Origin of the sequence: Kribbella sp. NBC_00382, from assembly GCF_036067295.1 — a bacterium.
In the GTDB taxonomy this organism is placed as follows: Bacteria; Actinomycetota; Actinomycetes; order Propionibacteriales; family Kribbellaceae; genus Kribbella.
Window position 1 is genome coordinate 359,208 of the sequence record NZ_CP107954.1, and the last position, 26,568, is coordinate 385,775.

25 protein-coding genes are annotated in these 26,568 nt (G+C 67.2%); 12 read left to right on the forward strand and 13 right to left on the reverse strand.

The genetic code is table 11. The annotated features are described in order from the left end of the window. Positions 1-5 precede the first annotated feature (5 nt). Entirely contained in the window at positions 6-719 is a 714-nt protein-coding gene (gene deoD / locus OHA70_RS01705) for a purine-nucleoside phosphorylase (RefSeq protein WP_328327728.1), read from the forward strand. A gap of 20 nt (positions 720-739) precedes the next feature. Further along, positions 740-1,300 (forward strand): hypothetical protein, encoded by a 561-nt coding sequence (locus OHA70_RS01710; RefSeq protein WP_328327730.1) that lies wholly within the window; start codon positions 740-742, stop codon positions 1,298-1,300. A gap of 56 nt (positions 1,301-1,356) precedes the next feature. Here OHA70_RS01710 and OHA70_RS01715 read toward each other — a convergent pair whose 3' ends face one another. Then, complete coding sequence (locus OHA70_RS01715) at positions 1,357-2,037, reverse strand: GOLPH3/VPS74 family protein (RefSeq protein WP_328327732.1); 681 nt, start codon at positions 2,035-2,037, stop codon at positions 1,357-1,359. A gap of 67 nt (positions 2,038-2,104) precedes the next feature. Continuing rightward, positions 2,105-3,034, reverse strand: a complete 930-nt coding sequence (locus OHA70_RS01720; RefSeq protein WP_328327734.1) for a sigma-70 family RNA polymerase sigma factor — start codon at positions 3,032-3,034, stop codon at positions 2,105-2,107. 143 nt (positions 3,035-3,177) lie between these two features. On the opposite strand from OHA70_RS01720, the gene OHA70_RS01725 reads away from it, so the two are divergent. Together OHA70_RS01725 and OHA70_RS01730 are read left to right on the forward strand one after the other, a co-directional pair. Continuing rightward, the gene (locus tag OHA70_RS01725) at positions 3,178-3,747 is read left to right on the forward strand and encodes a GNAT family N-acetyltransferase (protein WP_328327736.1); all 570 of its coding nucleotides are present in this window, start codon (positions 3,178-3,180) and stop codon (positions 3,745-3,747) included. Between the two features lie 2 nt (positions 3,748-3,749). Next, positions 3,750-5,501 (forward strand): IucA/IucC family protein, encoded by a 1,752-nt coding sequence (locus OHA70_RS01730; protein WP_328327738.1) that lies wholly within the window; start codon positions 3,750-3,752, stop codon positions 5,499-5,501. Here the strand turns inward: OHA70_RS01730 and OHA70_RS01735 are convergent, their stop codons facing one another. Both OHA70_RS01735 and OHA70_RS01740 read right to left on the reverse strand, forming a co-directional pair. Next, positions 5,502-5,783, reverse strand: a complete 282-nt coding sequence (locus tag OHA70_RS01735) for a helix-turn-helix domain-containing protein (protein WP_328327740.1) — start codon at positions 5,781-5,783, stop codon at positions 5,502-5,504. It lies immediately after the preceding gene. Further along, positions 5,783-6,235, reverse strand: a complete 453-nt coding sequence (locus OHA70_RS01740; RefSeq protein ID WP_328327742.1) for a DUF2975 domain-containing protein — start codon at positions 6,233-6,235, stop codon at positions 5,783-5,785. The genes OHA70_RS01735 and OHA70_RS01740 overlap by 1 nt, the downstream gene beginning before the upstream one ends. 49 nt (positions 6,236-6,284) lie before the next feature. On the opposite strand from OHA70_RS01740, the gene OHA70_RS01745 reads away from it, so the two are divergent. Further along, on the forward strand, positions 6,285-6,806 hold the full coding sequence (locus tag OHA70_RS01745; protein ID WP_328327744.1) for a Uma2 family endonuclease: 522 nt from the start codon (positions 6,285-6,287) through the stop codon (positions 6,804-6,806). Then, positions 6,803-7,459: a Uma2 family endonuclease gene (locus OHA70_RS01750; RefSeq protein ID WP_328327746.1), complete on the forward strand. Its 657-nt coding sequence runs from the start codon at positions 6,803-6,805 to the stop codon at positions 7,457-7,459. The genes OHA70_RS01745 and OHA70_RS01750 overlap by 4 nt, the downstream gene beginning before the upstream one ends. A gap of 41 nt (positions 7,460-7,500) precedes the next feature. Here the strand turns inward: OHA70_RS01750 and OHA70_RS01755 are convergent, their stop codons facing one another. The 3 genes from OHA70_RS01755 to OHA70_RS01765 form a co-directional block, all read right to left on the reverse strand. Further along, on the reverse strand, positions 7,501-7,878 hold the full coding sequence (locus OHA70_RS01755) for a peptidase inhibitor family I36 protein (protein WP_328327748.1): 378 nt from the start codon (positions 7,876-7,878) through the stop codon (positions 7,501-7,503). Between the two features lie 102 nt (positions 7,879-7,980). Next, positions 7,981-11,202 carry an ATP-dependent DNA helicase gene (locus tag OHA70_RS01760; protein WP_328327750.1) on the reverse strand — a complete coding sequence of 1,074 codons (3,222 nt, stop codon included), beginning with the start codon at positions 11,200-11,202 and terminating at the stop codon, positions 7,981-7,983. A gap of 34 nt (positions 11,203-11,236) precedes the next feature. Further along, positions 11,237-14,428 carry an ATP-dependent helicase gene (locus OHA70_RS01765; RefSeq protein WP_328327752.1) on the reverse strand — a complete coding sequence of 1,064 codons (3,192 nt, stop codon included), beginning with the start codon at positions 14,426-14,428 and terminating at the stop codon, positions 11,237-11,239. Positions 14,429-14,588: 160 nt separating this feature from the next. Between OHA70_RS01765 and OHA70_RS01770 the strand changes: the two genes are divergently transcribed. Both OHA70_RS01770 and OHA70_RS01775 read left to right on the forward strand, forming a co-directional pair. Next, entirely contained in the window at positions 14,589-15,239 is a 651-nt protein-coding gene (locus OHA70_RS01770) for a helix-turn-helix domain-containing protein (RefSeq protein ID WP_328327754.1), read from the forward strand. 3 nt (positions 15,240-15,242) lie between these two features. Further along, complete coding sequence (locus OHA70_RS01775; protein WP_328327756.1) at positions 15,243-15,857, forward strand: PIN domain-containing protein; 615 nt, start codon at positions 15,243-15,245, stop codon at positions 15,855-15,857. Here OHA70_RS01775 and OHA70_RS01780 read toward each other — a convergent pair whose 3' ends face one another. From OHA70_RS01780 to OHA70_RS01795, 4 genes are all read right to left on the reverse strand, one after another. Beyond that, a complete protein-coding gene (locus tag OHA70_RS01780; RefSeq protein ID WP_328327758.1) occupies positions 15,858-16,160 on the reverse strand; it encodes an MGMT family protein in 303 nt (100 codons plus the stop codon). A 225-nt stretch (positions 16,161-16,385) separates the two neighbouring features. Beyond that, the gene (locus tag OHA70_RS01785; protein ID WP_328327760.1) at positions 16,386-17,228 is read right to left on the reverse strand and encodes an LLM class F420-dependent oxidoreductase; all 843 of its coding nucleotides are present in this window, start codon (positions 17,226-17,228) and stop codon (positions 16,386-16,388) included. Positions 17,229-17,265: 37 nt separating this feature from the next. After that, a complete protein-coding gene (locus OHA70_RS01790; protein ID WP_328327762.1) occupies positions 17,266-17,610 on the reverse strand; it encodes a hypothetical protein in 345 nt (114 codons plus the stop codon). Positions 17,611-17,659: 49 nt separating this feature from the next. Then, a complete protein-coding gene (locus OHA70_RS01795; protein WP_020385754.1) occupies positions 17,660-17,926 on the reverse strand; it encodes a DUF2277 domain-containing protein in 267 nt (88 codons plus the stop codon). 87 nt (positions 17,927-18,013) lie between these two features. Here OHA70_RS01795 and OHA70_RS01800 point away from each other — a divergent pair, with 87 nt between their 5' ends. The 4 genes from OHA70_RS01800 (at position 18,014) to OHA70_RS01815 (ending at position 22,338) form a co-directional block, all read left to right on the forward strand. After that, complete coding sequence (locus tag OHA70_RS01800) at positions 18,014-18,652, forward strand: TetR/AcrR family transcriptional regulator (RefSeq protein WP_328327767.1); 639 nt, start codon at positions 18,014-18,016, stop codon at positions 18,650-18,652. Continuing rightward, positions 18,649-19,452, forward strand: coding sequence for a maleylpyruvate isomerase family mycothiol-dependent enzyme (locus OHA70_RS01805; protein WP_328327769.1), 804 nt, complete (start codon positions 18,649-18,651; stop codon positions 19,450-19,452). Before OHA70_RS01800 ends, OHA70_RS01805 begins: the two co-directional genes overlap by 4 nt. 17 nt (positions 19,453-19,469) lie before the next feature. Further along, positions 19,470-20,465 (forward strand): GNAT family N-acetyltransferase, encoded by a 996-nt coding sequence (locus OHA70_RS01810; RefSeq protein WP_328327771.1) that lies wholly within the window; start codon positions 19,470-19,472, stop codon positions 20,463-20,465. Between the two features lie 115 nt (positions 20,466-20,580). Next, positions 20,581-22,338 (forward strand): TolB family protein, encoded by a 1,758-nt coding sequence (locus OHA70_RS01815; protein ID WP_328327773.1) that lies wholly within the window; start codon positions 20,581-20,583, stop codon positions 22,336-22,338. A 56-nt stretch (positions 22,339-22,394) separates the two neighbouring features. On the opposite strand, the gene moeZ is transcribed toward OHA70_RS01815, so the two are convergent. Continuing rightward, complete coding sequence (moeZ, locus tag OHA70_RS01820) at positions 22,395-23,588, reverse strand: adenylyltransferase/sulfurtransferase MoeZ (protein WP_328327775.1); 1,194 nt, start codon at positions 23,586-23,588, stop codon at positions 22,395-22,397. A gap of 126 nt (positions 23,589-23,714) precedes the next feature. Beyond that, positions 23,715-26,453: a Calx-beta domain-containing protein gene (locus tag OHA70_RS01825; protein WP_328327777.1), complete on the reverse strand. Its 2,739-nt coding sequence runs from the start codon at positions 26,451-26,453 to the stop codon at positions 23,715-23,717. Between the last annotated feature and the right edge of the window lie 115 nt (positions 26,454-26,568).

A 26,568-nucleotide genomic window follows, 5' to 3' on the forward strand; every position in this document is an offset into this window, starting at 1 on the left:
CCGGCATGAGTATTCACATCGCCGCCGAGAAGGGGCAGATCGCGCCACGCGTGCTCTTCCCCGGGGATCCACTGAGGGCCAAGTGGATCGCTGAGACCTACCTGTCCGACGTCACCTGCTACACCGAGATCCGGAACATGTTCGGGTTCACCGGCACCTACAAGGGTGAGCGGATCTCCGTGCAGGGTTCCGGCATGGGTCAGCCGTCGGCCTCCATCTACGCGAACGAGCTGTTCGCCGAGTACGACGTACAGACCCTGATCCGGGTCGGTACCTGTGGTGCGCTGACCGAGGCCGTCCGGGTCCGCGACGTGATCGTGGCGATGTCGGCGAGCACCGACTCGCAGATGAACCGCCTGCGCTTCCACGGCATCGACTACGCGCCGACCGCCGACTACCAGCTGCTGCGCGCTGCGGTGGACGCGGCCGAGGCGGCCGGACTGAACGTGCATGTCGGCCAGGTGTTCTCGGGCGACCTGTTCTACAACGACCGGCCCGACCTGGTGTCGCGCACGGCGGAGTACGGCGTACTGGGGATCGAGATGGAGGCGTCGGCGCTGTACACGCTGGCCGCCAAGTTCGGCCGCCGGGCGCTCGGCATCATGACCGTGTCGGACCACCTGATCACCAAGGAGGAGACGACCGCCGAGGAGCGGCAGACGACCTTCTCGGAGATGATCACGATCGCCCTCGATGCTGCGATCGAGGTGCCGGTCTGAAGCGGGTCGCCGTCGCACTGGTGAGCACTGCCCTGCTCATCGGTACTACGGCCTGCTCCGGATCGGACGACAAGAAGACCTCCGATTCCCCTCAGCCGAGCTCGGGAGAGACCTCCGCAGGCTCCACCACCGAGCCTGCGTCCCAGCCCAGCGACAAGCCTTCCGACCCGGTACTCGCTGACCTCACCGCGACTCAGGTGGTCGCGGGGCTGGCCAAGGGCGGGTACAAGTGTGGGGCGGACGGCACGTACGCGATCTGTACTTCGGGCACAGTGGCCGTCTGGGTGCTGACCGGGGCCCACCCGCGGCCGCCGGTGGTGTCGCTGCACGCGACGGGCAAGAACCTCACCGCGATCCGGGACGAGGTCGGCAAGCAGTTGCCGAAGGTGCTGGAGATCGCGCACATCAACCCGCGGACCCCGTTCACGGACTGGTTCGGCAACCTGGGCACCGTCGAGCGGTCGACGACGATCGGCGATTGGCAGATCGACTGGTCCACCGAGACCACCGACACCGAAGACCCTGGTGCCCACCTGACCCTGGTGGACAAAACCTGCAAGGTGAACTGCCAGGCGGAGTAATTCTTCTGAAGAACCGCCGTCGAGGCTTCCTCGACGGCGGTTCTTCGTCTTTCAGGTCAGGAGCTGCCTGCGGCGCCGGCAGAGCTGGCTACGACGATGGCTGCGGTTACTGCTGCTTGCATTTCCTGGACGGCCTTGCGGACAGCGGCAGCGGCCCAGTCCGACTCGGAGATCTCCTTGGCGCGTTGCTTGAGGGCCCTCTTGTCCACGGCGCCGGTGACGATCTTCGGGACTACGTTCAGGGCGCTGAGCAGGGCGATCAGTGCTGCGGTGCGCTCGTCAGGCTGGGTGCCCAGCTTCAGGACGTTGTCCAGGCCGGTACGGACCTCTGCCTCATGCCGTGCGTCTTTGGCCGGCCAGCGGGTGACCGGGAACAGGCCGAGCACCTTGCCCTTGTCCTGCTCCAGCACGCCGCGCTCCGCCAGCCTGGCGAGCACCTGGTAGCGCAGGTTGTTGGACAGCTTCTTCATCAGGTCCTTCGGCCGGGCACCCGGCTTGGTCGCCAGCAGAGCGAGCCGCTCGTCCAGTACGGCGTCCCCGGTCGGCGTGGTGTCCAGTACCTTCAACCGCCCGGCCTTGACCGTGTCACCGGCCTCGGCGATGTCTACCTTGCCCAGCAGCGTCAACTCGATCAGCACGGCTCCACCGAGCGCATAGTCGAGCCCGGGCGACCCGGTGACGGGCTTCCCGCTCTCGTCGTCGTACAGGAGCAGCGCGAGGTCCTCTGCGATCAACATGTCACCAACGTAGGACGCCTCCACCCGCCCCGACATCCGCCGCGCGGACTACCTGCGGCATCCGCCCTCAGTAGTGGTGACCGTTGAGCAGTACGGGTTCGTCCAGCGTCTCCGCCAGCTCGGTGAGGAAGTTCGGCGAGAAGTAGTACCAGCGGATGCTCCGTACCTTCCCGTCCTCGGTAGTGAGCCGCATGAGGTCGTTGACCACCGCCACACCGTCCTCCACTCTCCGGATGACCAGCACGGCCTCACCCCACACCTCCTCCACAGTCGCCGCGTACCGGTACGGCGTACTCGGGTCCAGCGTGTGCTCGATCGACCCGCTCCTGATCTGCTCCGCCCCGTCCTCCGTGAGCATGCCGAGGATCTCGCTGTCCGCATCCGCCAGTAGCAGCGCAGTGAGCCTCGGTACGTCGTACGCGGTGAACGCCTCAGCTACTGCGTCCAGCAGTCGCCTATCCGGCTCAGCCCGCACCTTGAGCGCAGTACTGCGATCAGGCGCCTCCAGCCGTCCTCTCCCCCGGTGTAGTGCGGCCTTGACCGCGCCAGGCGTAGTACGGAGTACGTCGGCCGTCTCCGCGAGCGTGAACCCGAACAGGTCCTTCAACGCCAAGGCAGCCCGCTCCTGCGGCGGCAGCAAGGTCACCAACTCCTTCCATGCGTCCCGGACCTCGACCGGGTCAGCAGTAGCCGGTGCTGCTGAGTCCGGGAGCTCTGCCGGCACCGGGTGGCGCCTGCGGTAGCTGTCGACGTACGTGTTGGTGGCAACCCGGAACAGCCAGGCCCGTGGCTTCTCGATCGGGCTGTGCGCCTGCGCTGCCTGGGTGAAGGCTCTAGTGAGCGACTCCTGGACCAGGTCCTCGGCATCGAAGGCATTGCCGGTCAGGTGGCGACAGTAGGCGTACAGGTCGCGACGGAGCGGCTCCAACCGGTCCAGGAACTCCTTGCGCGCCTGCCGGGCCGCCTTGATCGCGGGGAGGTCGAGTGCGTCGGTCACACCTACATCCTGAATCGTCATACCCCTTCCGACGGGGTGGCGCGGCTCTGGGATACGGGTCACTTTCAGTGGACTGTCGGGCAGTTGGTAAGGTTAGCCTTAGCTAATCAACCGCCCTCTGATGTAGCGACTGGAGTTTCTCCGTGCCCACCTTCCGCCGTTTCGCCGCTGGGATCGGCACTCTGAGCCTGCGGCCACTCGACCTCGCCACGGACGTGCCTACGCTGCACAGCTGGGTCACCCAGCCTTATGCGCAGTACTGGGGACTGCTGACCGCCACTGTCGACGACGTACGCACGGAGTACGAGCGAATCGAGCGCACTGGCTATCACCAGGCATTACTGGGTATGCACGACGGGCGGCCGGCGTTCCTGATGGAGCGGTACCTGCCTGCCCACGACCCGGTCGGCGAGCTGTACCAGCTGGCGCCGGGTGACATCGGCATGCACGTCTTGGTCGCGCCGCCCGAGCAGCGCGTGCCCGGCTTCACCACCGCCATCTTCGAGACGATCCTCGACTACCTGTTCAGCGATCCGCAGGTCGATCGCGTCGTGGTCGAGCCCGACGTCCGCAACACCAAGATCCAGGCCCTGAACCAGCGGATGGGGTTCCGCAAGCACAGCATCGTGACGCTGCCCGACAAGCAGGCCTGGCTGAGCTTCTGCACCCGCGACCAGTACGCCGAGGCGACCCGGATGAACGAGGCAGGCTGACCATGACCACCACACATCTCCAACCGGACACCTGGGCGGTTGCGAACCGCGCGCTGGTCCGCAAGGCGCTCGCCGAGTTCACCCACGAGCGGCTCTTCGAACCTACGGTGTCGGGCGAGGGCTACACGGTCGCGAACGAGACGAGCGAGTACTTCTTCAAGGCCGACCTTTATCCCTTGAATCATTGGGAAGTCGACGCGTCGAGCATCACCCGGACGCGCGATGGCGTCGACGCGGCGGTCGACGCGCTGGACTTCATCACGGAGTTCCACTCACAGTTGGGCATCGGCGCCGAGATGCTCCCGGTCTACCTCGAGGAGATCAGCAGTACGCTCGCCAGTTCGGCGTACAAGCTGGCCAAGGACGACCTGACCGCGGCCGAGCTGGTCACCGCGGATTTCCAGACGATCGAGTCCGCGATGACCGAGGGACACCCTTGTTTTGTTGCGAACAACGGGCGGCTCGGGTTCGGCGTCGAGGACTATCGCGCCTTTGCTCCTGAGGCCGGTGCTGCGGTCCAGCTGGTGTGGATCGCGGTGCGGCGGGATCGCTCGACGGTGTCGCACAGCAAGACGATCAGCTATGACGAAATGCTGCGTGACGAGCTCGGAACGCCCGTCCTGCAACGGTTCAGCGAACGCATTCGGGAGGTCGGCGGCGATCCGGCCGACTATCACCTGATGCCGATGCATCCTTGGCAGTGGGAGAACAAGACGACGATCACGTTCGCCGCGGATATCGCTCAGCGGCATATCGTCTATCTCGGCACGAGCGATGACGAGTACCAGGCACAGCAGTCGATCCGGACCTTCTTCAATCGGACTCAGCCGTCACGGAATTACGTGAAGACGGCATTGTCGGTGCTCAACATGGGCTTCATGCGCGGCCTGTCCCCGGCGTACATGGCGAAGACGCCGGCGATCAACGACTGGGTGCACGACCTGGTCGAGAACGACGCGATCCTCAAGCGTTATGGCTTCTCCGTGCTGCGCGAGATCGCGGCCGTCGGGTATCACAACCGGTACTACGAAGCGGCGACCAGCCCGACTTCGGCGTACCGGAAGATGCTGTCCGCCCTGTGGCGCGAGAGCCCGGTGCCGACACTGGCTCCGGGCGAGCGGCTGGCGACGATGGCGTCGCTGCTGCATGTCGATCGGCACGGCTCGGCGTTTGCCGGGGCGTTGATCAAGTCGTCGGGGTTGAGCGCTCGCGAGTGGCTGCGGTCGTATCTTGATGCGTATCTTGTGCCGTTGCTGCATTGCTTCTACGCGTACGAGTTGGTGTTCATGCCGCATGGCGAGAACCTGATTCTGGTACTGCGTGACGGCGTGCCGGTACGCGTGCTGATGAAGGACATCGCGGAGGAGATCGCAGTACTGAGCACGGCGACCGCGCTGCCGTCCGAGATCGAACGGGTTCGCGTCACCAACGTGCCGGATGACGAGAAGCTGTTGAGCATCTTCACCGATGTTTTCGACTGCATCTTCCGGTTCCTGTCGCCGCTGCTGGCAGGCGAAGGGTTGTCGCCTGAGGAATTCTGGGCGGTCGTCGCATCGTCGGTGCGGGATTACCAGGAGGCGACGCCGGAGTTGGCGGCGGCGTTTGCGAAGTACGACCTGTTCAGTCCTGAATTCGTCTTGTCCTGCTTGAACCGGCTGCAGCTGAAGAACAACCAGAGCATGGTCGATCTGGCGGACATGGCCGGGTCACTGCAGTTCGTCGGCACGCTGCAGAATCCGTTGGCCTTCGACTGATCAGCTACGGGTGGGGTCGGGGTCCAGGCGGATCAGGTCGGCGGGGGTGCAGTCGAGGGCGTCGCAGATGGCGGTGAGGGTGCTGAACCGGACCGCTCGGGCGTGACCGTTCTTGAGGATGGAGAGGTTGGCGACCGTGACGCCGACCCGCGCGGCCAGTTCGACCAGGGTCACGTTGCGGTCGGCGAGCACTTCGTCCAGATGGATGGTGATCCGGTGCTCGGCCTCGGGTTCGGATTGGCCGGGGTCGGGCCGACCGGAGCGTTTTGTTGCCTTGGGCATCAGATGACGGTGTCCAGCTCGGCGCGCAGGGCGACACCGCGGGCGATCAGCTGGGCGAGCGCGGCGAAGATGAAGCCGACCGCGAGCCAGCCGACCGGTGAGTCGTAGGGCTCGATCGCCTTGCCGGACTCCAGGACGGTCTTGGCGAGGATCGAGGTCGCGACACTGCTGAGCACCCAGGCGCCGGTACCGCCGAAGGCCGTGAGCTTGGCGAGGAAGGTCAGCTCACGCACCGTACGAGTGGTGAACGGGTCGCTGCCTTCGGCGCCCCGCAGGAGCGCCGCCAGCCGACGGGCGATCTCGGCGATCAGGAGAACACTCGGGAGAACCGTGGCGAGATAGAGCAGGCGCTGGCCGAGCTCCGGGTGAACCACCCGCAACGGGATCCTGCCCGCCGGGTCGGCGATGACATCGCTCACCACACCGCGGATGCCGTCGAGCGCCGCCGTCAACTGTGGATAACTTCTGCGGCGGTTGGTGGGTTTCCGCGATGCTGGTCAGATGATCGAAGGACTGACTGCTGGTTGTGCCACGGTTCGGGCGCCGGACGCGCGGCGGTACGAGGTGATCGACGGGCGGCTGGTGGTGACGGGCGTGCAACCACCGGCCCACCAGGCGGCCGTCGTCGCCCTGATGGTGATGCTCAAACAAGCCTGTACTCCGGACCTGCTGGTCTCCGTCGGCTCCCTCGACTTCCGCCCGACGCGCCGGCTCTCACTCCGCCCCGACATCCTCATCACCCCGCGCGCTGACGCCGGCCCGCACTACGTCCAGCAGGCAGTCCTGGCCGTCGAGGTCCTCTCCCCCACCACGAGAGTCACCGACGTGGTGACGAAACGCGAGCTCTATGCGCAGCACGGCGTACCGGCGTACTGGCTCCTGGACCCAGACCGCCAAGAACTGACCATCCTCCACCTAACCCCCACCGGCTACACCTGCCAAGCAGTCCTCCAAGGCGAAGAAACCTTCCACACCACAACCCCCTTCCCCATCACCCTCTCCCCCGCCACCGTCCTGGGATGACCGGCCAGATCGGGGGCAGACAAAGGGCAGTTGCGGGCAGATCTCCCGAACCGGCCGAACCACCAGCCGACAACCACCATGCTGGTCAGGTGACACCGAAGGAGGCAATGGAACTCGTGCAGCACATCGAGCCCAACAACTTCACCCTGGCCGATCTCGACGCCCTTCCTGACGACGGCAGCCAGTACGAACTCGTCGACGGGATCTATCTGGTGACGCCGTCACCCACCCTGCTGCATCAGGTGGCGGTAGCTGAGCTGAGTTATTTACTACGACAGAAGTGCCCGGCGGGTTATCGCGTCATTCAGGCTCCGATGGATTACCGACCCACGGCGGGCCGCTCGCTGCAGCCCGATGTGATCGTGGCGACCCGTGACGATCCGGGGCCTGACGCGCTTCGCCTTCCGCTGCTACTGGCGGTCGAGGTGCTCTCCCCGGCAACCCGTTCCAAGGACTTGGTCCTCAAGCGGAATCTCTATGAAGAAGCAGGGGTCGCTGCCTACTGGATGTTCGACCCTGAGGCCGAGATCCTGACCGTGCTGGAGTTGGAGGACGGGCGGTATGCCGAGCGGGCCGTGGTGAAGGCCGAGGAGGCATTCGAAGCTGAGTTGCCGTTTGCCGTGCGGGTGGTTCCGGCGGAACTCGTCGGATAGGCCCGCCGGCCGGGGTGGCCGGCGGGCGCATTGGGGCCCGGCTAGTTGCAGGTGGTGTTGAGGCTGAAGCTTTCCATGTCGTTGTCGAAGGTCAGGGCGGCGATCGACTGGTTGGGGGCTACACAGCCGAAGAAGCCGGTGGCGTCGTCGTTGGCGTACATCCGGACCCAGTAGCCGGTGCGGTTGTTGACGCTGCTGATCTCGTTGTCGCCTTCCCACCAGTCGATGTCGATGAAGCCGGGCTGGCCGACGACGTCGACGTACTTCGTTCCGTTGAAGCCCGGGTCCTCCCACATGCAGACGAAGTTGGCGCCGCAGGTGCCCGACGTGGTGGTGGCCTGCGCGGGGCCGGTCGCGGCGGCGGTCAGCGCGGTCGCGGTCAGGGCGGTGCCGAGGGCAAGTTTCAGGAACGCTCGCACGAAGAACTCTCCTTCAATCGTTTGTTTGACGCTCCAAACGTAGAAGACCCGGCGAGTGCGACAAACCCTTTCGAGACTGCTGGAAATGCTGTCCCGGAAGGTTCAGCCGTTGAGGAGGGTGATCAGGGCGGCGCGGTCCGGCAGGTCTTCGGGGCGGACGACCTCGCCGGTACGCACGTAGTAGAACGCGGCGCCCACCTGCTCGACGGGGATGCCGAGGAGCTCGGCCCAGGCGACTCGGTAGATGGCCAACTGGAGCGGGTCGGCGGTTTCGGAGCGGCTGGTCTTCCAGTCGACCACGTCGTAGCCGCGGGAGCCGTCGGGGCGGATCACCTGGTAGACGGCGTCGATCCGGCCGCGGACCATCCGGCCGCCGATCGCGAGGGCGAAGGGCGCCTCGATCTCGTGCGGCATCTGCTCGCCGTACGGACCGACGCGGAACGCATCCATCAGCTCGGTCAGATAGGTATCGTCGACGATGTCCTCGTCAGCCGCACCCGGCAGATCATCCGGATCCAGCAGGAACTGCTGACCGAAGTAGCTCTCCACCCACGCATGGAACCGGGTGCCGAATCGCGCCGCCCGGTTGGGTTTCCGCGGCATCGGCCGGGCAAGATCCGCCGCCAGACCGTCCGGGTCCTTCGCCAGCCGCATCACCTGGGTCGCCGACAGGGATGGCGGCAGCGCGACGTCGTACGCCTTCCGGCTCCGGCTTTCCCTTGCCTCTGACAACAATCGCTCGAGCTCGGAGTCCCAGCGCGCGACCGTCGCCTGCTCGTCCAGCAGCAGCGAATCCTCGGCCTCCTGCGACGGGCCTTCCGCGCGTGACTGCTCGACCAGCGCCACCGATTCGAGCCGGCGCTGGTACGCCGCTGCGTCGTACGGCGCAGGCCAGGCCGCGAGCGTCTGCTCGGCCAGTTCCGGGTTCTCCTCGTTCAGCTCAGGCTGCGGCGCCCAGTCGATGACCCGCTCTCCCGCGTGCTGCTTGAGCGTCTCCAGGTACGACGAGGGTCCACGCGGCCGCTTCTGCGTCGGCCCCCACCAATGCCCGGTGGCGACCAGGATCTCCTTGGCGCGCGTGAAAGCGACGTACCCGAGCCGCCTCTCCTCCAGCGCGTTGACGTCCTTGCACTCGTCGGCGAACGCCTTCAGCCCCGCGTTCGACAGGTCGTGGAAGTCCGGCAACGTGTCGGCGTCACCGCGCAACGGCCACGGCAGCACCTTCGCGTTGGTCGTCCACTTGTCGCGGCCGCGGTCCGACGGGAACACCTTGTTCACCAGCGTCGGTACGAACACGATCGGCCACTCGAGCCCCTTCGACCGGTGCGTGGTCAGCAACTTCACCGAGTCCGCTTCACTCGGTACTGCGAGGTCGAGCCCCGCCGCGTACTCCTCTTCCGCCGCCAGATACGCGAGCAACCCGTCCAGCGAACCACTCGACTCCGTCGACACGAAGTTGCCCACGGCATCCAAGAAGGCGGCCAGGTGATCCCGCCGGCCGGAGTCGACGTGATCAGGCGTCGCGGTCAGCTCGACGTCGAGACCGATGGTGCTGATCACCCGGCGTACCAGGTCGAGCAGCGGCTCGCTCGCGTGCGCGCGCAGCTCACGCAACTCGGTCGACAACTCCCTGAACCGCTCCAATGCCTCAGCTGAATAACCCCAGCCTGCCGGCCCCGGATCATCAACGGCTTCGGCCAGCGAGATGACCTCGGTGGAGTCCATCCCAGCCACCGCGGCGTCGAGCGCGGCGACCAGGTCGTCCGCGGCCGGGCGGTCGCCTGAATCGGCGAGCGCACGGGAACGGTTGGCCAGCAACGCAAGGTCGCGGTGGCCGATCCGGTAGCGCGGGCCGGTGAGGATGCGGAGCATCGCCGCGTTCGCGGTGAGATCGTTCACGGCTTGCAGGGTGGCAACGACGTCGACGACCTCGGGCAGCGCGAGCAGCCCGCCGAGGCCGACCACCTCAACCGGGACCTTGCGTGCAATCAACGCCTCATGGACCGCGCTGAGGTCGACGTTCGTGCGCATCAGGATGCCGATGTCCTTCCATCGGCGGTTCGGCATCTTGTGCGCTGCGACGATCGCGTCCGCGACCCACTCGATCTCCTTCGAGCGCGTCTCGAACAGGCCGACCGTGATCGAGCCCTCAGGTGCCTCGGGCGGCGCCTCCAGCGGGATCACGCCGGGGTGTTGCTGGTAGAGCTCGGCCGCATGCTGATTGGCCGCGGCGAGGATCCTGCTGCCGCAACGCCGATTCACGCTCAAGACGTACCGCTGGGCCGGCGTACCGTCTGCGTTCTTGAAGTGTTCGGGGAACTCGTCGAGGTTCGCGACGGAGGCACCGCGCCAGCCGTAGATCGCCTGGCACGGGTCGCCAACGGCAGTGACAGGGTGACCGTCGACGCCGAACAACGCGGTCAGCATCCGGCGCTGTGAGACCGAGGTGTCCTGGTACTCGTCGAGCAAAACGACCTTGTACCGCCCTCGCTCGATCACCGGGACCTCGGGACACTCCTCGGCCAGCCGGGCACCGAGCGCCATCTGATCGGCGAAGTCGACGACACCGCGCTCACCCTTGTATGCCTGGTACTCCTCGACAAGCTGCAGGATCTCGCCACGTTTCAGCGCCGTCTCGGCAAGCTTCTTCACCTCGACCGTCTGCTTGCGCGCGGCAGCGACCTCAGCCCGCACAGCCTCATCATGAGCCCGTACTTCGTTCGCGCCGAGCAGGTGATCGGCGAGCTCACCGTCGAGGGCGAGCAGGCTGTTGACGAGCGTCGGCACGTGATGGGACGCGAACCGGATCGGCCCGTTGGACCGACGTACGACCCGGCCGGCCAGCTGGAACCGGGTCGCGTCGGCAAGTACCCGGACGTCGGGTTCGAGACCGAGTCGCAGGCCGTGCTCGGCGATGAGAGTGCCGGCGAAGGCGTGGTATGTCGAAACGACAGGCTCGCCCGGCTCCTCGGGCTCCCAGTTGGGGACGTTGCTGCGGAGGTGAGCGGCGAGGATCGGGTGCTGGTCGCGCGGGAGGGTGGAGCCGAGCACGCCCGCCTTGGTGAGGTCGTCGCGGATTCGTACGTCGAGCTCGTTGGCCGCCTTCTTCGTAAAGGTGAGGCCCAGGACCTCCTCCGGCTGGACCTGGCCGGTGCAGATCAGCCAGACCACCCGAGCCGCCATCGCCGTCGTCTTACCCGACCCGGCACCCGCCACGATCACGCCCGGCGCGAGCGGCGCCGTGATCGCCTGCAGTTGCTGATCGCTGAACGGAATCCCGAGCAGCTCGCACAACTCCGCGGTCGTCTCCAACTTGGCCCGCATCAGGCGACCCTCCGGCCTTCGGTGTCGGCGCTCATCAGACGATCTCCCGGCCTTCGGGCTGGATGGGGCAGAGGGCTCGGACGTCGCACCGATCGCAACCCGGGTTCCGCTTGGCGATGAACTCCTCCGACCGAACCATCGACTCCGCATCCTCGACGGCGTCGTCCAGCCAGGTACGACCGTCCTCGTCGGGCTCCAACGGCGCCTGGCCCTGGACCTTCGGCAGGCCGATGTCGTCATGCCGGAGCTGCACCAGCTCGGCCCCACCACTTCGCGGCTCCTCGCCCAGCTTCTTCATCTGCCGGGACTCGATCGCGCGCTGATAGATGGCCAGCTGGACGTGCCGCTCCAACGCCGGCTTGGTCGGCATGTTGCGGCCGGTCTTCAGGTCGATCACCCGGATCCCGCCGTCACCGTCCTGCTCCAGCCGGTCCATCCGGCCCTTCACCCGCACGCCGGGTTTGTCCTCGTCCGGCAGCAATACGTCGAACTCCACCTCAGTACCGAGCAGCGTCCGATCCGGCCGGCCTTGATGCCAGGCGACGAACCGCCGCAACGCCTGCTCGGCCTCCACCCGCTCGCGATCGGAGATCCAGGACGACTCGAACTCGAGCTGCGTCCACACCTTGTCGAGCCAGCCGTTCAGCTCGTCGATGTCCGGCGGCAGCGTCCCGGTCGCGACGGCGTCGGCGAGTGTATGGAGCACCATGCCGAAGCCGATGGCCGAAGTACTGGGGGTCTCCCCACCCGCGCGACGCTGCAGGAACCAGCGCAGCGGGCAGTCGACGATCGTCGTCAGCGCGCTCCCGGACAGCGGCACCGGCAGCTCGGGATCGGTGATCGGGCGCTCCGACTTGGTCCGCTCGCGCACACCCCACCAGCGTTGCGGGTCGGCCGTCGGGACCAGCGCGTACTCACGGTCGTCGATCGCGTCGGCGAGCTGGGCCAACCGGTCGGCCGCGACCCGCCTCAGGGCAGGCGACGACGCCGGATCGGCCAGTACGCAGCGAAGGTCGGCCACCAGGCCGGGCAGCGACAACGGGCGACGCGGCCGTCCGGCCACCAACTTCAAAGGAATGTCCAGCTCAGCAAGTAATCGGGAAGGCTGATCGCCGTCGGCCTCGGGTGCTTGCACCGCTGTCACGATCAGCCGCTCCCGGGCTCTGGTGATCGCGACGTAGAAGAGCCGTCTCTCCTCGGCCAGCAACGCGCCGGCCGACAGCGGCTCCACCAGTCCATCCGGCCCGAGTCGATCCGGCTCCAGCAATGACCCGCGTCGGCGCAGGTCCGGCCACTGCCCTTCCTGCACACTCGCCACGACGACCAGCCGCCACTGCAGCCCCTTCGACCGGTGCGCGGTCATCAGCTGCACCCCGGCCTCCCGGTACGTCCCGTCGAACCGGTTGTCGCCGGCGATGTCGAGCGCCTCCAGCTCGGCGAGGAACGTCGACACGCCCTTGAACCCGATCTGCTCCTCGGCCCGGCTCGCGGTGTCGAAGAGGGCGCACAGTGAGTCAAGGTCGCGGTTCGCAGTACGGGCTACTTCGCCGCCGCTGTTCGCCTGGCCGCGGAGTCGTCGCAACCAGGGTGACTCCGACCAGAGGGACCACATCACCTCGTCGGGCGCGGCGCCCGCCATCACGATGTTCCTTGCCTTGAGCAACCTCTCGCCTAGCGCGACGAAACGCGCTTCGGCGGGTGAGGCCTGCTCGTCGAGCAGCAACGGGTTCATCAACGCTTCGCGCAGCAGCTCATCGGACGAGCGCGGCAGCCGCTGGCCACCGGCTGCCTCGCGATCGCGCTTGCGGAGTACGCGGGCAAGGCGGCGCAACTGGCCGGCATCCATCGCGCCCAGCGGCGACAACGCCAGCGCCCGCACGACATCCACGGTCAGCGTCGCGGGATCGGCGACGGCTCGCAACGCCAGCAACATCGGCCGTACTGCGGGTTCGCGCGACAGCGGCAACTCGTCACCCGCGACGTCGACGGGGATGCCCGCGGCGGCCAGGGCGCGACGCAGCGGCGGGATCGACCAGCTGCCCGATCTGACCAGCACCGCCATCTCATGCCAGCCGACGCCGTCTTGCACGTGGGCGCGACGGAGGATGTCGGCGATGTGCTCCAATTCGGCGCCGCTGGTCGAGTACAGGTTGGCCTCGACCTTGCCAGGGCCGTAGACGCAGGAGCTCGCGTCGGGGTTGCGGAAGCGCTCGAAGGTGTCGCGGTCGAGCGTGCCGGGGACGCCGAGGCGGTTGACGACGTTACGCGAGATGCGTTGCAGGGTGGTGCCGAATCGGCGTGTGGTGGCCAGCGCGATCTGGGCGGCTTCGGCGCCTCCCGTAGTACGGAACTCGTCGGTGAAGCGGAGCAAGCCGCGGACATCGGCGCCGCGGAACGTGTAGATGGACTGGTCCGGATCGCCGACCACGACGAGGTCGCGGCCGTCGCCGGCGATCGCCTGTAGCAGCTTGGTCTGGCCGGGGTCGGTGTCCTGGTACTCGTCGACGAAGACGGCCTTGAACTCCTCGCGAAGCCGCGCCTTCACGTGCGGCTGCTCGGCCAGGATGACCGCGCGGTGGATCAGCTCGGAGTAGTCCAGCACCTGCTCGGCGTCGAGGATCTGCAGGTACTCCTCGAAGAAGTCGCCGACCGCGACCCACTCGGGCCGGCTGGCCGAATGCCCGATCGCGGACAGGTCCTCCGGGTCGAGCCCGAGCTGCCGCGCCTTGCCGATCACGGCCTGTACTTCGTCAGTGAACCCGCGCGTCTTGAGCGCCGGATGCAGGCTGGCCGGCCACTTGGTCACCCCGACCTCGCGACTGCCCTCGAGCGACTCGCTCAGCCGGACCGTCTGCTCGGGACCGGACGGCAGCCGAAGCGGTACGTCGAAAGCGTCGGCCGGCGTGAACCTTCTCAGCAACGCATAACAGAACGAGTGAAAAGTCATCGACGGCATCGCCCGCGTCGTCCGCCCGAGCCGCGCCGTGATCCGGTCCCTGAGCTCCGTCGCCGCCTTCCGCCCGAAGGTCAGCACCAACACCTCATCAGGCTTCAGCCCACGGTTCCCCACCCGATCGACAACGGCCTCGACCAACGTCGTCGTCTTCCCCGTCCCCGGCCCCGCCAGCACCAGCAACGGCCCACCCGGATGATCCACCACAGCCTGCTGATCAGCATCCAGCACCGGCGCCTCGGTGACCCGAGCCTGATGCCCGTCACCCCGCACCAGTCGATACCTGGACCCAGTTCTACTGACCATCCCCCCATCCCACCAGACCCCACCGACAAATCCGAGTCGGCCCTCAAAGGTACCGCGATCGACGCGGCTCGATTGTTTCGGCTGTTTCAGATGTTTCGGATACAATTTTCGGCGAGAGGAGCACATCATGCCCATCAGCAAGAGCGGAAAGCTCAACTCCGGGTCCACCCCCAAGGCGAAGACGGCAGCGGCACGCAAGCACGCCGCGTCCCCCGACCAGCCGAACCGCACCAGGAGAACCACAGGCGGTACGGCGAAGGCCGTTGCCGGCAGGTCGTCGACCGCCGGGAAGAAGGCCACCAGCAAGCCGGTCCACAGGCCGGCGCCCCTGGCAGGCCGGCCGCCTTCCGAGCGGGAGCAGTCGGTGATGTCAGTGAACAGGCCGAGTCTTGGTCAGCTGGGCGATGTGGAGTCGATCATCCACCGGGGCAACGAGATCACGATCACTCAGGGAAAGACCAGCGTGAAGGTGAGCGGCACGATGCTGACCGCGATGCGCCAGTTCGTCACCGCGCTAGGTACCGGCCCGCTCAGCCTGCTCATCGAGAATCCGGACACCGAAATCACCAGCCAGGAGGCCGCCGATCTACTCAATGTGTCGCGTCCTTATGTCGTCAAGCTTGCCCGCGAGGGCCAACTTGCCCACAGACTGGTCGGGAACCGGCACCGGTTCCGGCTGTCCGACGTGCGTGCTCTCGAACGAGCTCAGTACCACGAACGCGACAGGTTGCTGGCTGAGATGATGCCCGAAGGTGGCTACGTGGACGGGGACTTCTGACCGATGTCCACGGTCTGTTCAGGTCGCCCGATCGGCGTCCTCGATGCATGTGTACTGATTCCGCCCAGCCTCCGTGACGTGCTGCTCTCCTGCGCGAACGAGTCTGCGTTCCACCCCATCTGGCAGGACGAGATCCTCGACGAAGTCCTGCGCAACTCGGTACGGCTGCTGAGGGATCGCGCCGGCTTGACAGACGACGACGCCATCGCCGCCGCGACCCGGCTGCTCGGTCAGATGCGCAGAACGTTCCCGGCCGCCTGCCGGCCCGGCGCGGAGTGGATTCCGTTGGTACCGGGCCTCACCTGTGACGAGAAGGACCGCCATGTGCTCGCCGTCGCGATCGGCGCCAAGGCCACCCATCTGGTGACGAGCAATGCGCGCGACTTTCCCCCGAGATCTGTACCGGCCGGGCTCGCCGTAGTACCGCCCGACAGATTTCTGCTGGATCTGCTGACCGCAGTCCCCGAGCAGGTCGTGGACGCGGTGGAGCGGATGGCGAGCCGCTTCCGGCAGCCGAAGACGACGGTCGTAGAACTGGCGGAGCAGATGGCGAAGGGCCGGTACGTTCCCGGGTTCGGTGATGAGCTGGGCAGGATCCTCTCGGACGGGATGCCCTAGCTACAGCTGCTCTTCGGGGTTCCAGCGGACTTCGCGGAGGTTGACCTTGCCGTTGGTGACTCGGATGCCGTCGCCGCGGAGGAGTTGGATTTGCTGGTCGAGTACCTCGTCGGCGGGGATGCCGCTGGCTCGGATGACGCGCCACCAGCCGACAGCTCCGCCGTACTCGCGCATCACGGCACCCACCTGGCGGGGCCCGCCCTGGCCGACGTACTCGGCGATGTCCCCGTACGTCGCAACCCGCCCAGCCGGAATCGACTCGACCGCCACCAGCACGGCCTCCACATACTCCTCCCGATCCACCAGGCCACGCTATCCGCCGTCGCCGACAAAGTCGCACTCCACAGCCGGCCGACACCCCACGCCGAGCTTGCGGTCTGAGGTCCGCATGGGTGGCTCGGGGTCGACTGGCGGGTTATTGGACCACTGGCGTCAAGCATCACGCCAGCGGTGGAAAAACCCGCCAGCGGCCAAGCAACAGACAGCCCGGGCGACGCGATCCGCAGCGGCTCCGGGAGCGTCTGTTGCTCAGGCGAGGGCTTTGGCTAGGGGGTCGAGGATTGTGGGTGGGGTGTCTAGGGGGAGGTTGAGGACTACCAGGTCTACGCCGGCTTCGGCGTAGGAGGTGGCGGTGGTGATCGCCGTGTCGATGGCTTGGTTGAGGGGGACGTCGGGGTCTATGCGGACGTTGACCGAGCAGGTGATTTCGGTGACGTCTCGGCCGAGGGTTTCGCAGTGGGTGATGAGGACGTCTTTGAGGGGCTTCCATTCGTCGGGGGTAGCGACGATGACGTTCCAGTGCTGGGCCCAGCGGGCGACCGCGCGGAGCGTGCGTTTGGGGCCTTTGCCGCCGATGGTGATCGGCGGGTGCGGGGTCTGGACGGGCTTCGGTTCGCAGTAGGCGTCGGTGAGTTTGACGTACTTGCCGTCGAAGTTGGCGACCTTCTCGGTGAGGAGGGCGATCAGCGCCTGGGTGCCTTCGTCGAAGCGGTCGAAGCGTTCCTTCAGTGGGGGTAGCTCGATGCCGTAGGCGTCGCACTCCATCTGGTTCCAGCCGGCGCCGATGCCGAGCTCGAGGCGGCCGCCGGAGATGATGTCGGTGGTCGCCGCCATGTTCGCCAGTACTGCGGGATGCCGGTAGATCATCCCCGTGACCTGGCAGCCCACCCGGATCCGCTTGGTCGCCTGAGCGAGGGCAGCGAGTGTCGTCCAGGCCTCGAGGTTCGGGCCGGCCATGTCGCCGCTCAGCGGGTAGAAGTGGTCCCAGTGCCAGGCCGACTCGAAGACCTCGTACTCGTCGGCCGCGATCCACACGTCGCGCAACTGTTCCCAGCTCGTGTGCTCAGGCCTGGTCTTGATCGCGAACCGCATCCGCTGCCTCCTCGGTAAGGGTTTTCCAATCCGGAATCTACCCCAGCGGCAACCGGCAGATCGAGGAAACCGGCGCCGACTGCTGGACCGCCGCGATCAGCGCGAACACCTCGAAGACCACCCCAGCCACCGCCGTGGCGAACAGCACGATGGTGATCACCTGCCGACTGGACCAGCGGATCAGGAGCAGCAACGCGACCACTCCGAGCAGCAAACCGATGGAGCCCAGAACAAAAGCACTCGGCGGCATCGCGAGCGAGCCGTCGCAGGCCGCACGGCGACGGCGCTCGAGTTCCGCGCCGGCGTTCAGGCAGGTCAGGGTCAGCACCACCCCGACGACCGTCAGGCCGAAGACCACCCCCTGCCGGCGCCAGTCAGCCATGCCACCGAGCATCGGGCCACCATCTGTTCGCGAGCCCCCCACCGGGCTGTCAGTCCAGGCCGAGACGAGCCCGTACTTCGGGCCTGCGCAACGGCGGCACGGTTTGCGGCGGCACCCGGCGCTCCGGCATCTCCTCCAGCAGGGCCTCGGTGATCTTGGCGACCTCGGCGGCGGCACGCTCGATCGGGCCGCGGGTGGTCGCACTGAGCGAGCCGACGCCGGTCACCTTGCGCACGTACTGCAGCGCCGCCGCGTAGATCTCTTCGGAGGTCGCCGCCGGCTCAAGTCCACGAAGAACGGTGATGTTTCTGCACATACGAAAACAGTACGTGCCACCGGGGACAGCGAAGAGAAACTCTACGAGCTGTTGACTTACCTACGACCATTAGGTTTTCCTCAACCTATGAGCACAGCAGCCGCCCCGGACCGCCGGTCCCGGCGCCGCCAGCAGACCATCGACGAGATCCTCGACGTCTCCGTCGCGTTGATGGAGACCGAGGGCGTCGCCGCGCTGAGCCTGTCCGCGGTGGCCCGGCAGCTCGGGATGCAGCCGCCGTCGCTCTATCAGTACTTCCCGTCGAAGCTCGCCATCTACGACGCCCTCTTCCAGCGCGGCGCCGAGCAGGTCCGCGACGCCCAACGCGCAGCACGAGCGGCCGCCGCACCCAAGGACCAGCTCAAAGCCGGTATGACCGCCTTCAGCCGCTGGTGCATGGCCAACCAGGTGCTCACCCAGTTGCTCTTCTGGCGCACCATCCCGGGCTTCGAGCCGTCACCCGAGGCCTTCGCGCCCGCGGTGGAGGGCCTGCAGGACGTGAAGACCTTCTTCCAGCAGGAGGTCGAGGCCGGACAACTCCACCCGGATGCCGCCGGCGAGGAAGGCATCGCCCTGTTCACCGCGATGACCGCCGGCGTGCTCTCGCAGCAGATGGCGAACGAACCACAGGCGACCTTCGAGGACGGCCGGTTCATGAAGCTGCTGCCGATCGTGCTCGAGATGTTCTATCAGCGCTACCAACCGACCAGGGGGAAAGAGAAATGACCACCACCGCGATAGCCGCGCGGGAGATCGCCCGCGCCGACCGAGCCGCCGCAAGGCGTCACCGCGACGCCGAGCTCGAGGCCTGGTACCACCTGATGACGACCCTCGACGGCACCGACTGGAAGCACCGGACGGTCTGCGACGAGTGGGACGTCGCCGACATCGTCGGGCATCTGTGCGGACAGGCCGAGGACGTCAACAAACCCTGGTCCTTCCCACTGCGCGATCGCCGCGCCCGCCGCACCTACCCGACCACCCCGTTGCTCGACGCGCACATGATGATCCAGGCCGACGACCACCGCGGTACGCCGTACGACGTCCTGCAGAACCGCTTCGGCAACCTCTGGGCGAAGGCCACCAAGACCATCAGCCGCAACCCGGCGCTGATCCGCAAGATGACGGTCAAGATCGAGGGCATGCCCGGCTTCGACAAGCTCGACCTCGGCTACATCCAGGACATCCTGCTCGCCCGCGACCTCTGGATGCACCGCGACGATGTCTGCCAGGCGCTCGGCCGCGAGTTCGACACCGGCCCGTACGCCGGTGAGCTGGTCGCCCAGGTCATGCTCGACATCGAAGACGGCCCCTTCTGGTCCGGTACGCCGGTACTCCTGACCCTCACCGGCCAAGGCGGAGCCACCTACCGCCTCGGCCACGGCGACCCGATCGCCACCGTCAGCACCGACGCGGTCGGCTACATGCGCACCCTCTCCGGCCGTGACGACCAGCCGACCGTCGTACTGGTCGACGGCGATCCAGCAGGCGCCGAAGCCGTCGCCACCTGCCGCATGCCCTTCTGAACCAGCACGATGGGGGCATGACTGAACTCCCGACCGGGCTCACGGTCCGCCCGCCGAAACTCACCGATGCCGAGGCGATTCACCGACTCGCCGCGAGCTACTTCCAGCGGATCGTGGGCCGCCCGATGGTCACCCTGTCGGAGATCGTCGAGGGCCTCACCGCCCCGACGATCACCCTCGAGCGCGACGGCTGGCTGATCCTCGGCAACGAGGACAATGAGGGCAATGAGGTCAACGACAGCCAGCCGGCCGGGTACGGCTTCGTGCTGCTCGGCGGGGATCGCCGGTTCGTACAACTGAGCGTCGTGAAGGAAGACCCGGCGATCGCGACCTGGCTACTGACCAAGGGAAGCGAGCGGGCCCAGGAGCTCGGTGCCGAGAACGGCTATCAGGAAGTGATCGTCGAGGTCGGCATGTTCCGCGCGGACGACACACTGCGCGAGGTCGTCGCCGGCCAAGGCTTCGAGTTCGCCACCTCGTACCAGCAAATGCGGATCGACCACGAAGGACCACTCCCCCTCCCCGAGCCACCAACCGGTACGACGATCCGCACCGGTGCCCACGATGACCCGACCCGGCGGGCTTTCCACACGATGATGTCGGCGGCGTTCGCCGGACAGGACAGCGCCGCGCTGGCGCCGTACGACGAATGGCTGGAGACCCACGAGAAGCGCGACGGGTTCGACTGGTCGCAGCTGACGATGGTCGAACGCGACGGCCGGATCATCGCCGCCAGCGACTGCAACCACGCCTTCGTGGAGACCGACAACTGTGGCTATATCGGCCGGCTCGGCGTCCTCCCCGAAGGCCGCGGACTCGGCCTGGCGAAGTACCTCCTCCGCCGCGCCTTCGCCCAAGACGCAAACGCAGGGCTGGCCGGCACGCTCCTCCACGTCGACACGAGCAACCCGACTCCGGCCCTCGGCCTCTACGAGTCGGTCGGCATGCGTACCGTCGAGATCGCCGACGGCTGGCAGCGCAAGCTGCCGGTTTTGCAACAACCTGCAACCTGACCCCGACGCTGTAACGTGCGCGTGCCGGTGCCGATGAGGACAGCGCGACCGGCTTTCGTGTCGCTCTGACTTCCTAGGGGTTCTCTTGCGTGCGTTATCGCGCTTCACCATGCCGATGGCTCTGTCTGCCGTCATCTTCACCGCGACCGTCCCGGCAACGGCGGCCGGCAGTTCCATTGCCGCCGAACCGGCCGATTCCATCACTGTCGCGCACACTGTGACGACCGAGGGGGTCAGCCGGACGTTCCTGGGGCGGATTCCCGTCCAGGGCGCGACCCAGGTCGAGCCGATCGCGGCCTCGGGCCCGACCCAGCAGGTCGACAAGGCCATCGCGGCTTCGGCAGATGGCCGGCAGGTCGTCTTCTCGCAGGCAGGGACGAGCCTGTGGACGGTCTGGATCGTGCCGTCCGCGCAGCCGGTGAAGATCCTTGACGGCGCGACCGGGATCGCCGCGAAGTCCTGGTCACCTGACGGCACCCGGATCGCCTTCGAATCCGGGCAGAACGGCACCTCCTGCGTCGACCTCGTCGCTGCGACCGGTGGCGCGACGGTCCGCGTCGGCTGCAACCTGGCGGCGCCGTCCTGGCTGCCCGACAACCAGACGCTGATCGTCAAGGACCAGCTGACCGGCAAGCTGCAGCGCGTCCAGGCGAAGGCGGCCGGCACGGTCCTGACCACGTACGCCGGTACCGAGCTGGCGCAGCACCCGGTCGCATCCCCGGACGGCCTGTGGATCGCTTACTTCAAGAACACCTCCGTGAACGTGCTCCCGGTGGCCGGCGGCACGCCCGTACCCGCTCCGGCCGTCGGCACGAGCGGTGAGTCGATCAGCTGGGCGAAGTCCAACCTCCTGCTCGTCACCCGCCGGACCGCGACGGGAAGCACCCTCCAGCAGATCCCGGTCAACGACGGACGGCCGCAGACGAACGCCGAGCTGTTCGAGCCGGCGGCCGGGGAACTGGTCGAGTCTGCCGTCCTGCAGGGTCCGCGTCTCACCATCAAGCCGACCACGGCCGCCGTCGGCGCGAACCTGTCGGTGCCCTTCGACACCACCGGGCTCGTCAGCCCCTCCGTGACGTGTGAGTTCGACGGAGTGAAGACGGCGCCTTGCCCGGCATCGCCCTTCACAAAGTCCGGCGTCGCGGCCGGCCAGCACGTGCTGCGGATCTTTGCGGTCGAGCAGGGCGGACGCGGTACGGAGGCAGTTCGCTGGCTCAACGTCGACACCGCGCTGCCGACCGTCAAGCTCACCGGTACCGCGTTCGACGTGACCAAGGCAGCCACCGCCACGGTCACCTACGCGGGGACGGACAACACCGGCATCGGCTCGTACGACGTCCGCTACCGGATCGCACCGACCGCGGGAGCCTTCGGCGCCTACGCAACGATCAAGTCCGGTACGACGGCCACCTCCGTCGCGATCGGCCTCGCCGCAGGCTACGAGTACTGCGTCTCGGTCCGGACCCGCGACATCGCCGGCAACCTGTCCGCGTGGACCGCTGACCGCTGCTTCTCCAGGCCGTCGGACGACCGCCTGATGGCAGCGGCCAAGGGCTGGGTCCGGGCGAGCAATAGCGCGTACTACCTCGGAACCGCGACCACCACCAAGGCGGCGGGCATCTCCGTCTCCCGCAGCGTGCAGGCGAAGCGCCTGTTCCTGATCGCGACCAAGTGCGCGACGTGCGGCAGCCTGAACGTCTTCTACAACGGCAAGTCCGTCGGCTCGGTCAACCTCTACAAGGCCACCACCGAGTACCAGGCCATCGTGCCGATGCCGGTACCGGCGACCTTCCTCACCGGATCGGTCCTGCTGACCACCCGGGTAGCCGGCAAGGTCTACCAGGTCGACGGCCTCGCCGTCCGTCGTACCTGAGCAACCAATGCGAAGGCCCGCCCCCAGCACTTAGGGGGCGGGCCTTCGCATGAAGATCAGTAAGCGGGCTGCGACGGATCGATCTGGTCGACCCACGCCACCACACCGCCGCCGACGTGCACCGCGTTGGCGAAGCCGGCGGCCTTGACGATGGCGAGCACCTCAGCGGAGCGGACGCCGGACTTGCAGTGGAAGACCAGCTGCTTGTCCTGCGGGAGCTTCTCGAGGGCGACCCCGGTCTGGAAGTCGGCCTTCGGGATCAGCACCGAGCCCGGGATCCGGTTGATCTCGTACTCGTTCGGCTCCCGGACGTCGATCAGCTGGAAGTCCTTCTCGCCGTTGTCCTTGAGCTTGATCCACTCGCTCAGCGTCTTCACCGAGATGGTCGAGCCGACGGCCGCGTCGGCCGCCTCCTCGGTCAGCGCGCCGCAGAAGTTCTCGTAGTCGATCAGCTCGGTGACGGTCGGGTTCTCGCCGCAGATCGCGCAGTTCGGGTCCTTGCGGACCTTCAGCGCGCGCCAGTTCAGGTCGAGCGCCTCGTAGATGTTCAGCCGGCCGAGCGACACGTCGCCGATCCCGGTGAGCAGCTTGATCGCCTCGGTCACCTGAGCAGCGCCGACGGACGCGCACAGCACGCCCAGTACGCCGCCTTCGGCGCAGGACGGAACCATGCCGGGTGGCGGCGGCTCGGGGTACAGGCAGCGGTAGCAGGGACCGTGCTCGGCCCAGAAGACGCTGATCTGGCCGTCGAAGCGGAAGATCGAGCCCCAGACGTAGGGCTTGCCGAGCAGTACCGCGGCGTCGTTCACCAGGTACCGGGTGGCGAAGTTGTCGGTGCCGTCGACGATCAGGTCGTACTGCTCGAAGATCTCGAAGACGTTGTCGTTGTCCAGCCGGGTCTCGTGCAGGACGACGTTCGTGTTCGGGTTGGTCTCGAGGATCGACTCCTTGGCCGACTGCGCCTTGGACTTCCCGACGTCGGACTGGCCGTGGATGATCTGACGCTGCAGGTTCGACTCGTCGACGGTGTCGAACTCGACGATGCCGAGCGTGCCGACCCCGGCCGCGGCCAGGTACAGCAGCGCGGGGCTGCCCAGGCCGCCGGCGCCGATCACCAGCACCTTGGCGTTCTTCAGCCGCTTCTGGCCGGCCATCCCGACCTCGGGAATGATCAGGTGCCGTGAATACCGGCGGACCTCGTCGATGGTCAGCTCGTCGGCCGGCTCGACCAGCGGTGGCAGCTGTGGCACGTGACACTCCTCGTCAGCGGGAAACTTCGCGGAACTCCGGATACAACCCTTCGTTCCTCCTCCATGTTCCCGCACCGCCCCAAGGCAGGCCCGCAGGGTCCGCATGCCGGACCCTGCGTCTCAAACTCAGTCGTCGTCCGTGATCGTGCCGGTCGCGGTGGCCGGCACCCCGAGATCGGCGCCGATGACCTCCAGCAGGGTGACGGTGAAGGTCTCGGTGGGTTCCTTCACCTTGTCGTCGACCAGCTCGGCCACCAGCTCACCAGTGATCTCACCTGGCTCGAGCGCGCCGTAGACGTCCCGGAACGGCTGGCCCGAGCTCTCGTCGCCAGGTGCCCGGTAGTCCTTCCGGGCCAGCGCCGCACCGTCCTTCAACTCACCCCGCAGATAGATGTACTTGTCGCTCGGCGCGGACAGCTTCAGCCGGAACGCCAACTGCCCCGCGTTCTCGGCCGCCGTCACCGGCAGCACGGTCAGCGCCGGGGCCGGATCGTCGTCGAGCACCTCGATGTTGCCGAACGAGCTGCCCAGCTGCGCCTCGGTCGGCACCGACAGGACCAGGCTGACGAAGTGGTCATAGCTGTCCCGGGTGTTGCCCGTGACAGTCACCTTCAGCTGTTTCCTGGTCTGGCCCGGCTTGAAGACGAGGTCGTGCGCAACAGGCGCCTCGTCGCCGTTCGACTCTGCGTGCACCGTCACCGGCCGCACGCTCGGCCTCGACAGCGTCACCGCGATGTCGTAGGTCTTGACCTTGTCACCTTCCACCACCTTGCCAACGCTGGACGCCGACAGTTGCGGGAGCCGGGTCGGCGCCGACCTGCCGAGCCCCGGAGTGGAGAACGCCAGATCGCTGAGGAACACCGAGCCCTTCGCGACCTTGTCGGTGCGCAGCTCGATCGAGCGGACGTCGCGCAGGTCGATCCCCTTCAGCAGACTGGTCGGGATCCGTACCGTCCGCAGCAAGTTCTTCGGCAACCCAGCGGTACCGGCCGCGCCCGGCAGTCGCACCAGCGCATCGCTGACCGCCGACACAGGTACGTCGACCTTCCGCCCACGCCCATCGACCATCCGCACGGTCAGATCCAGCTTGGACGCGCTCGCCGGGTCAGGAGCAGCCCGGAAGGTCAGCGCGGAGTACTTGCGCACATCCCGCTGAGCAGCGGTGAGGCCGACCTCGAGCACACCGTTCGTCCCCGTCCAGTCCAGCTTGGTGACCGCCGTGGTCTGTGCGGTGGACGCGAACCAGGCCTCGACCCAGTGCGGCGAATCGGACGGTGTCTGAGTCTCCACGCACGTGGCAGGGGCCTTCTCAGCGTCTGGCCTGCGCGTCCCCGCACAGACCGAGGCCGTGGCTTTGCCCGTCACGGGCAGCGCCTTGTCGAGGCGGTTCACATCGAGCCGGCCGGCCGCCTGCGACACAACCCGTACTACGGCCCGCCCGGCCGACGCCGGATGCGCATTGGACCCGTCGAGCAGCGGCAGCAGCTTGGTCTCATGACCGAGCTGCAACCGGAAGAACCCCGCGATGTACGCCGTACCGACCGCCTGCTGCTCCTTCGCGGTCAACCGGCCCGCGTACTCGCTTCCGCAGGGCCGGCCCTTCGGGTTCTCGGGATCCGTGTACTCCCAGTCGTCGATCGACGGCGCGACCGACTGACCCGGAGTCCACTCGGTGTTGAAGAAGTTGTGGTTGGCGCCCATTACCAACACGGTCGAGCGGGCGGCGGGGTCGCCCGTCACGGAGTACCGGGTGTCGTCGTAGAACTTCTGGCCCTGCAGGTCGGAGACGTCGCCGTCGCAGTACGGCAGGATGACGCTCATCGCGACGCCGGGCACCGTGGCGCGGGCGAAGTCGGTCGGGGCGAGCGGCAGGACCGCACGGATCCCGTACTTCCCACCACGATCGGCGTTGAGCACAGCCGCCCGAGCGACACCTTCGCCGCCGCGGGAGTGGCCCATCAGGCCGATGTTCGTGAAGTCGATCCGGCCGACGAACTTGCGGCCGAACGGTCCGCTACCGACGGTCGCCCACTTCTTCCACAGGTGGAGGTGATCGAGGATCAGTTCGGCGCGCGCCTGCGCACCCTGGTCGAAGCTCCGGCTGTCCCAGCCGTTGATCGCGTTCGAGCTGATCGAGACGACCTGGTAGCCATGGCCGGCGAGCGCCTCAGCCGGACCGTCGTACCCGCGATAGCTAGGGACCGGTTTCTGCCCCTTCGCGCACGGCCAAGGAATTTCGGGGTCGCCCGCATCGCCATAGCAGGACTCGTGCCGGCCATGCAGGAAGATCACCAGCGGCCTGGTACCGATCGCGCCCCGAGGTGAGTAGACCTTGCCTGCGATCTCGGACTTGTGCCCCAGCCCCGGCAGGTACACAGCCTCATCACCGAGGTTGTACTCCGCGGTGTCCACCTGGTACTTCCCAGCCGCACCCGGATCGACCGCCAGCTTCGGGCCGAGCGGCGCGTTCAGCCAGTACTTGTCCGTCGCCCCACCGGCCAGACTCTTGCTCTGCTTGCCGAGTTGGTCACCCGACCAGGCCAGCCGGACGTCCTGGGCGTTGCGCAGCGCCGGATCGGGGCTGGTCAGCCAGAGCGTGCGCTGGTCGGGCGACAGCTTCGCCGGCCCGACCGGTACACCGTCCACAGCGATCAGCGGCAGCGCGTCGCGCTTCGGCGCCGGCGCATCGAGATGCAGCGTCACCCGGTAGCCGCCGGCCACCGGAAGCACCTGCCAGTTCTTGCCTTGGGCAACTGAATTGCCGGGCGACGGCGGCGCGGCCTGCGCCGTACCCGCCGGGACGAGCAGCGCCCCCGCGATCAGCGTCGCCGCGAGTACCAACCCCGAACTTCTGAATCCGCGCACAGTGCACCCCTCCGTCGGCAGCCCCAGATCTCAGCCAAGGGCATCCTGGCAAATCCGAAGGGTCATCGCGCCCGGTGGCCTCAACCGGCCGGAAGAAGGCCCGCATACCGGAAGG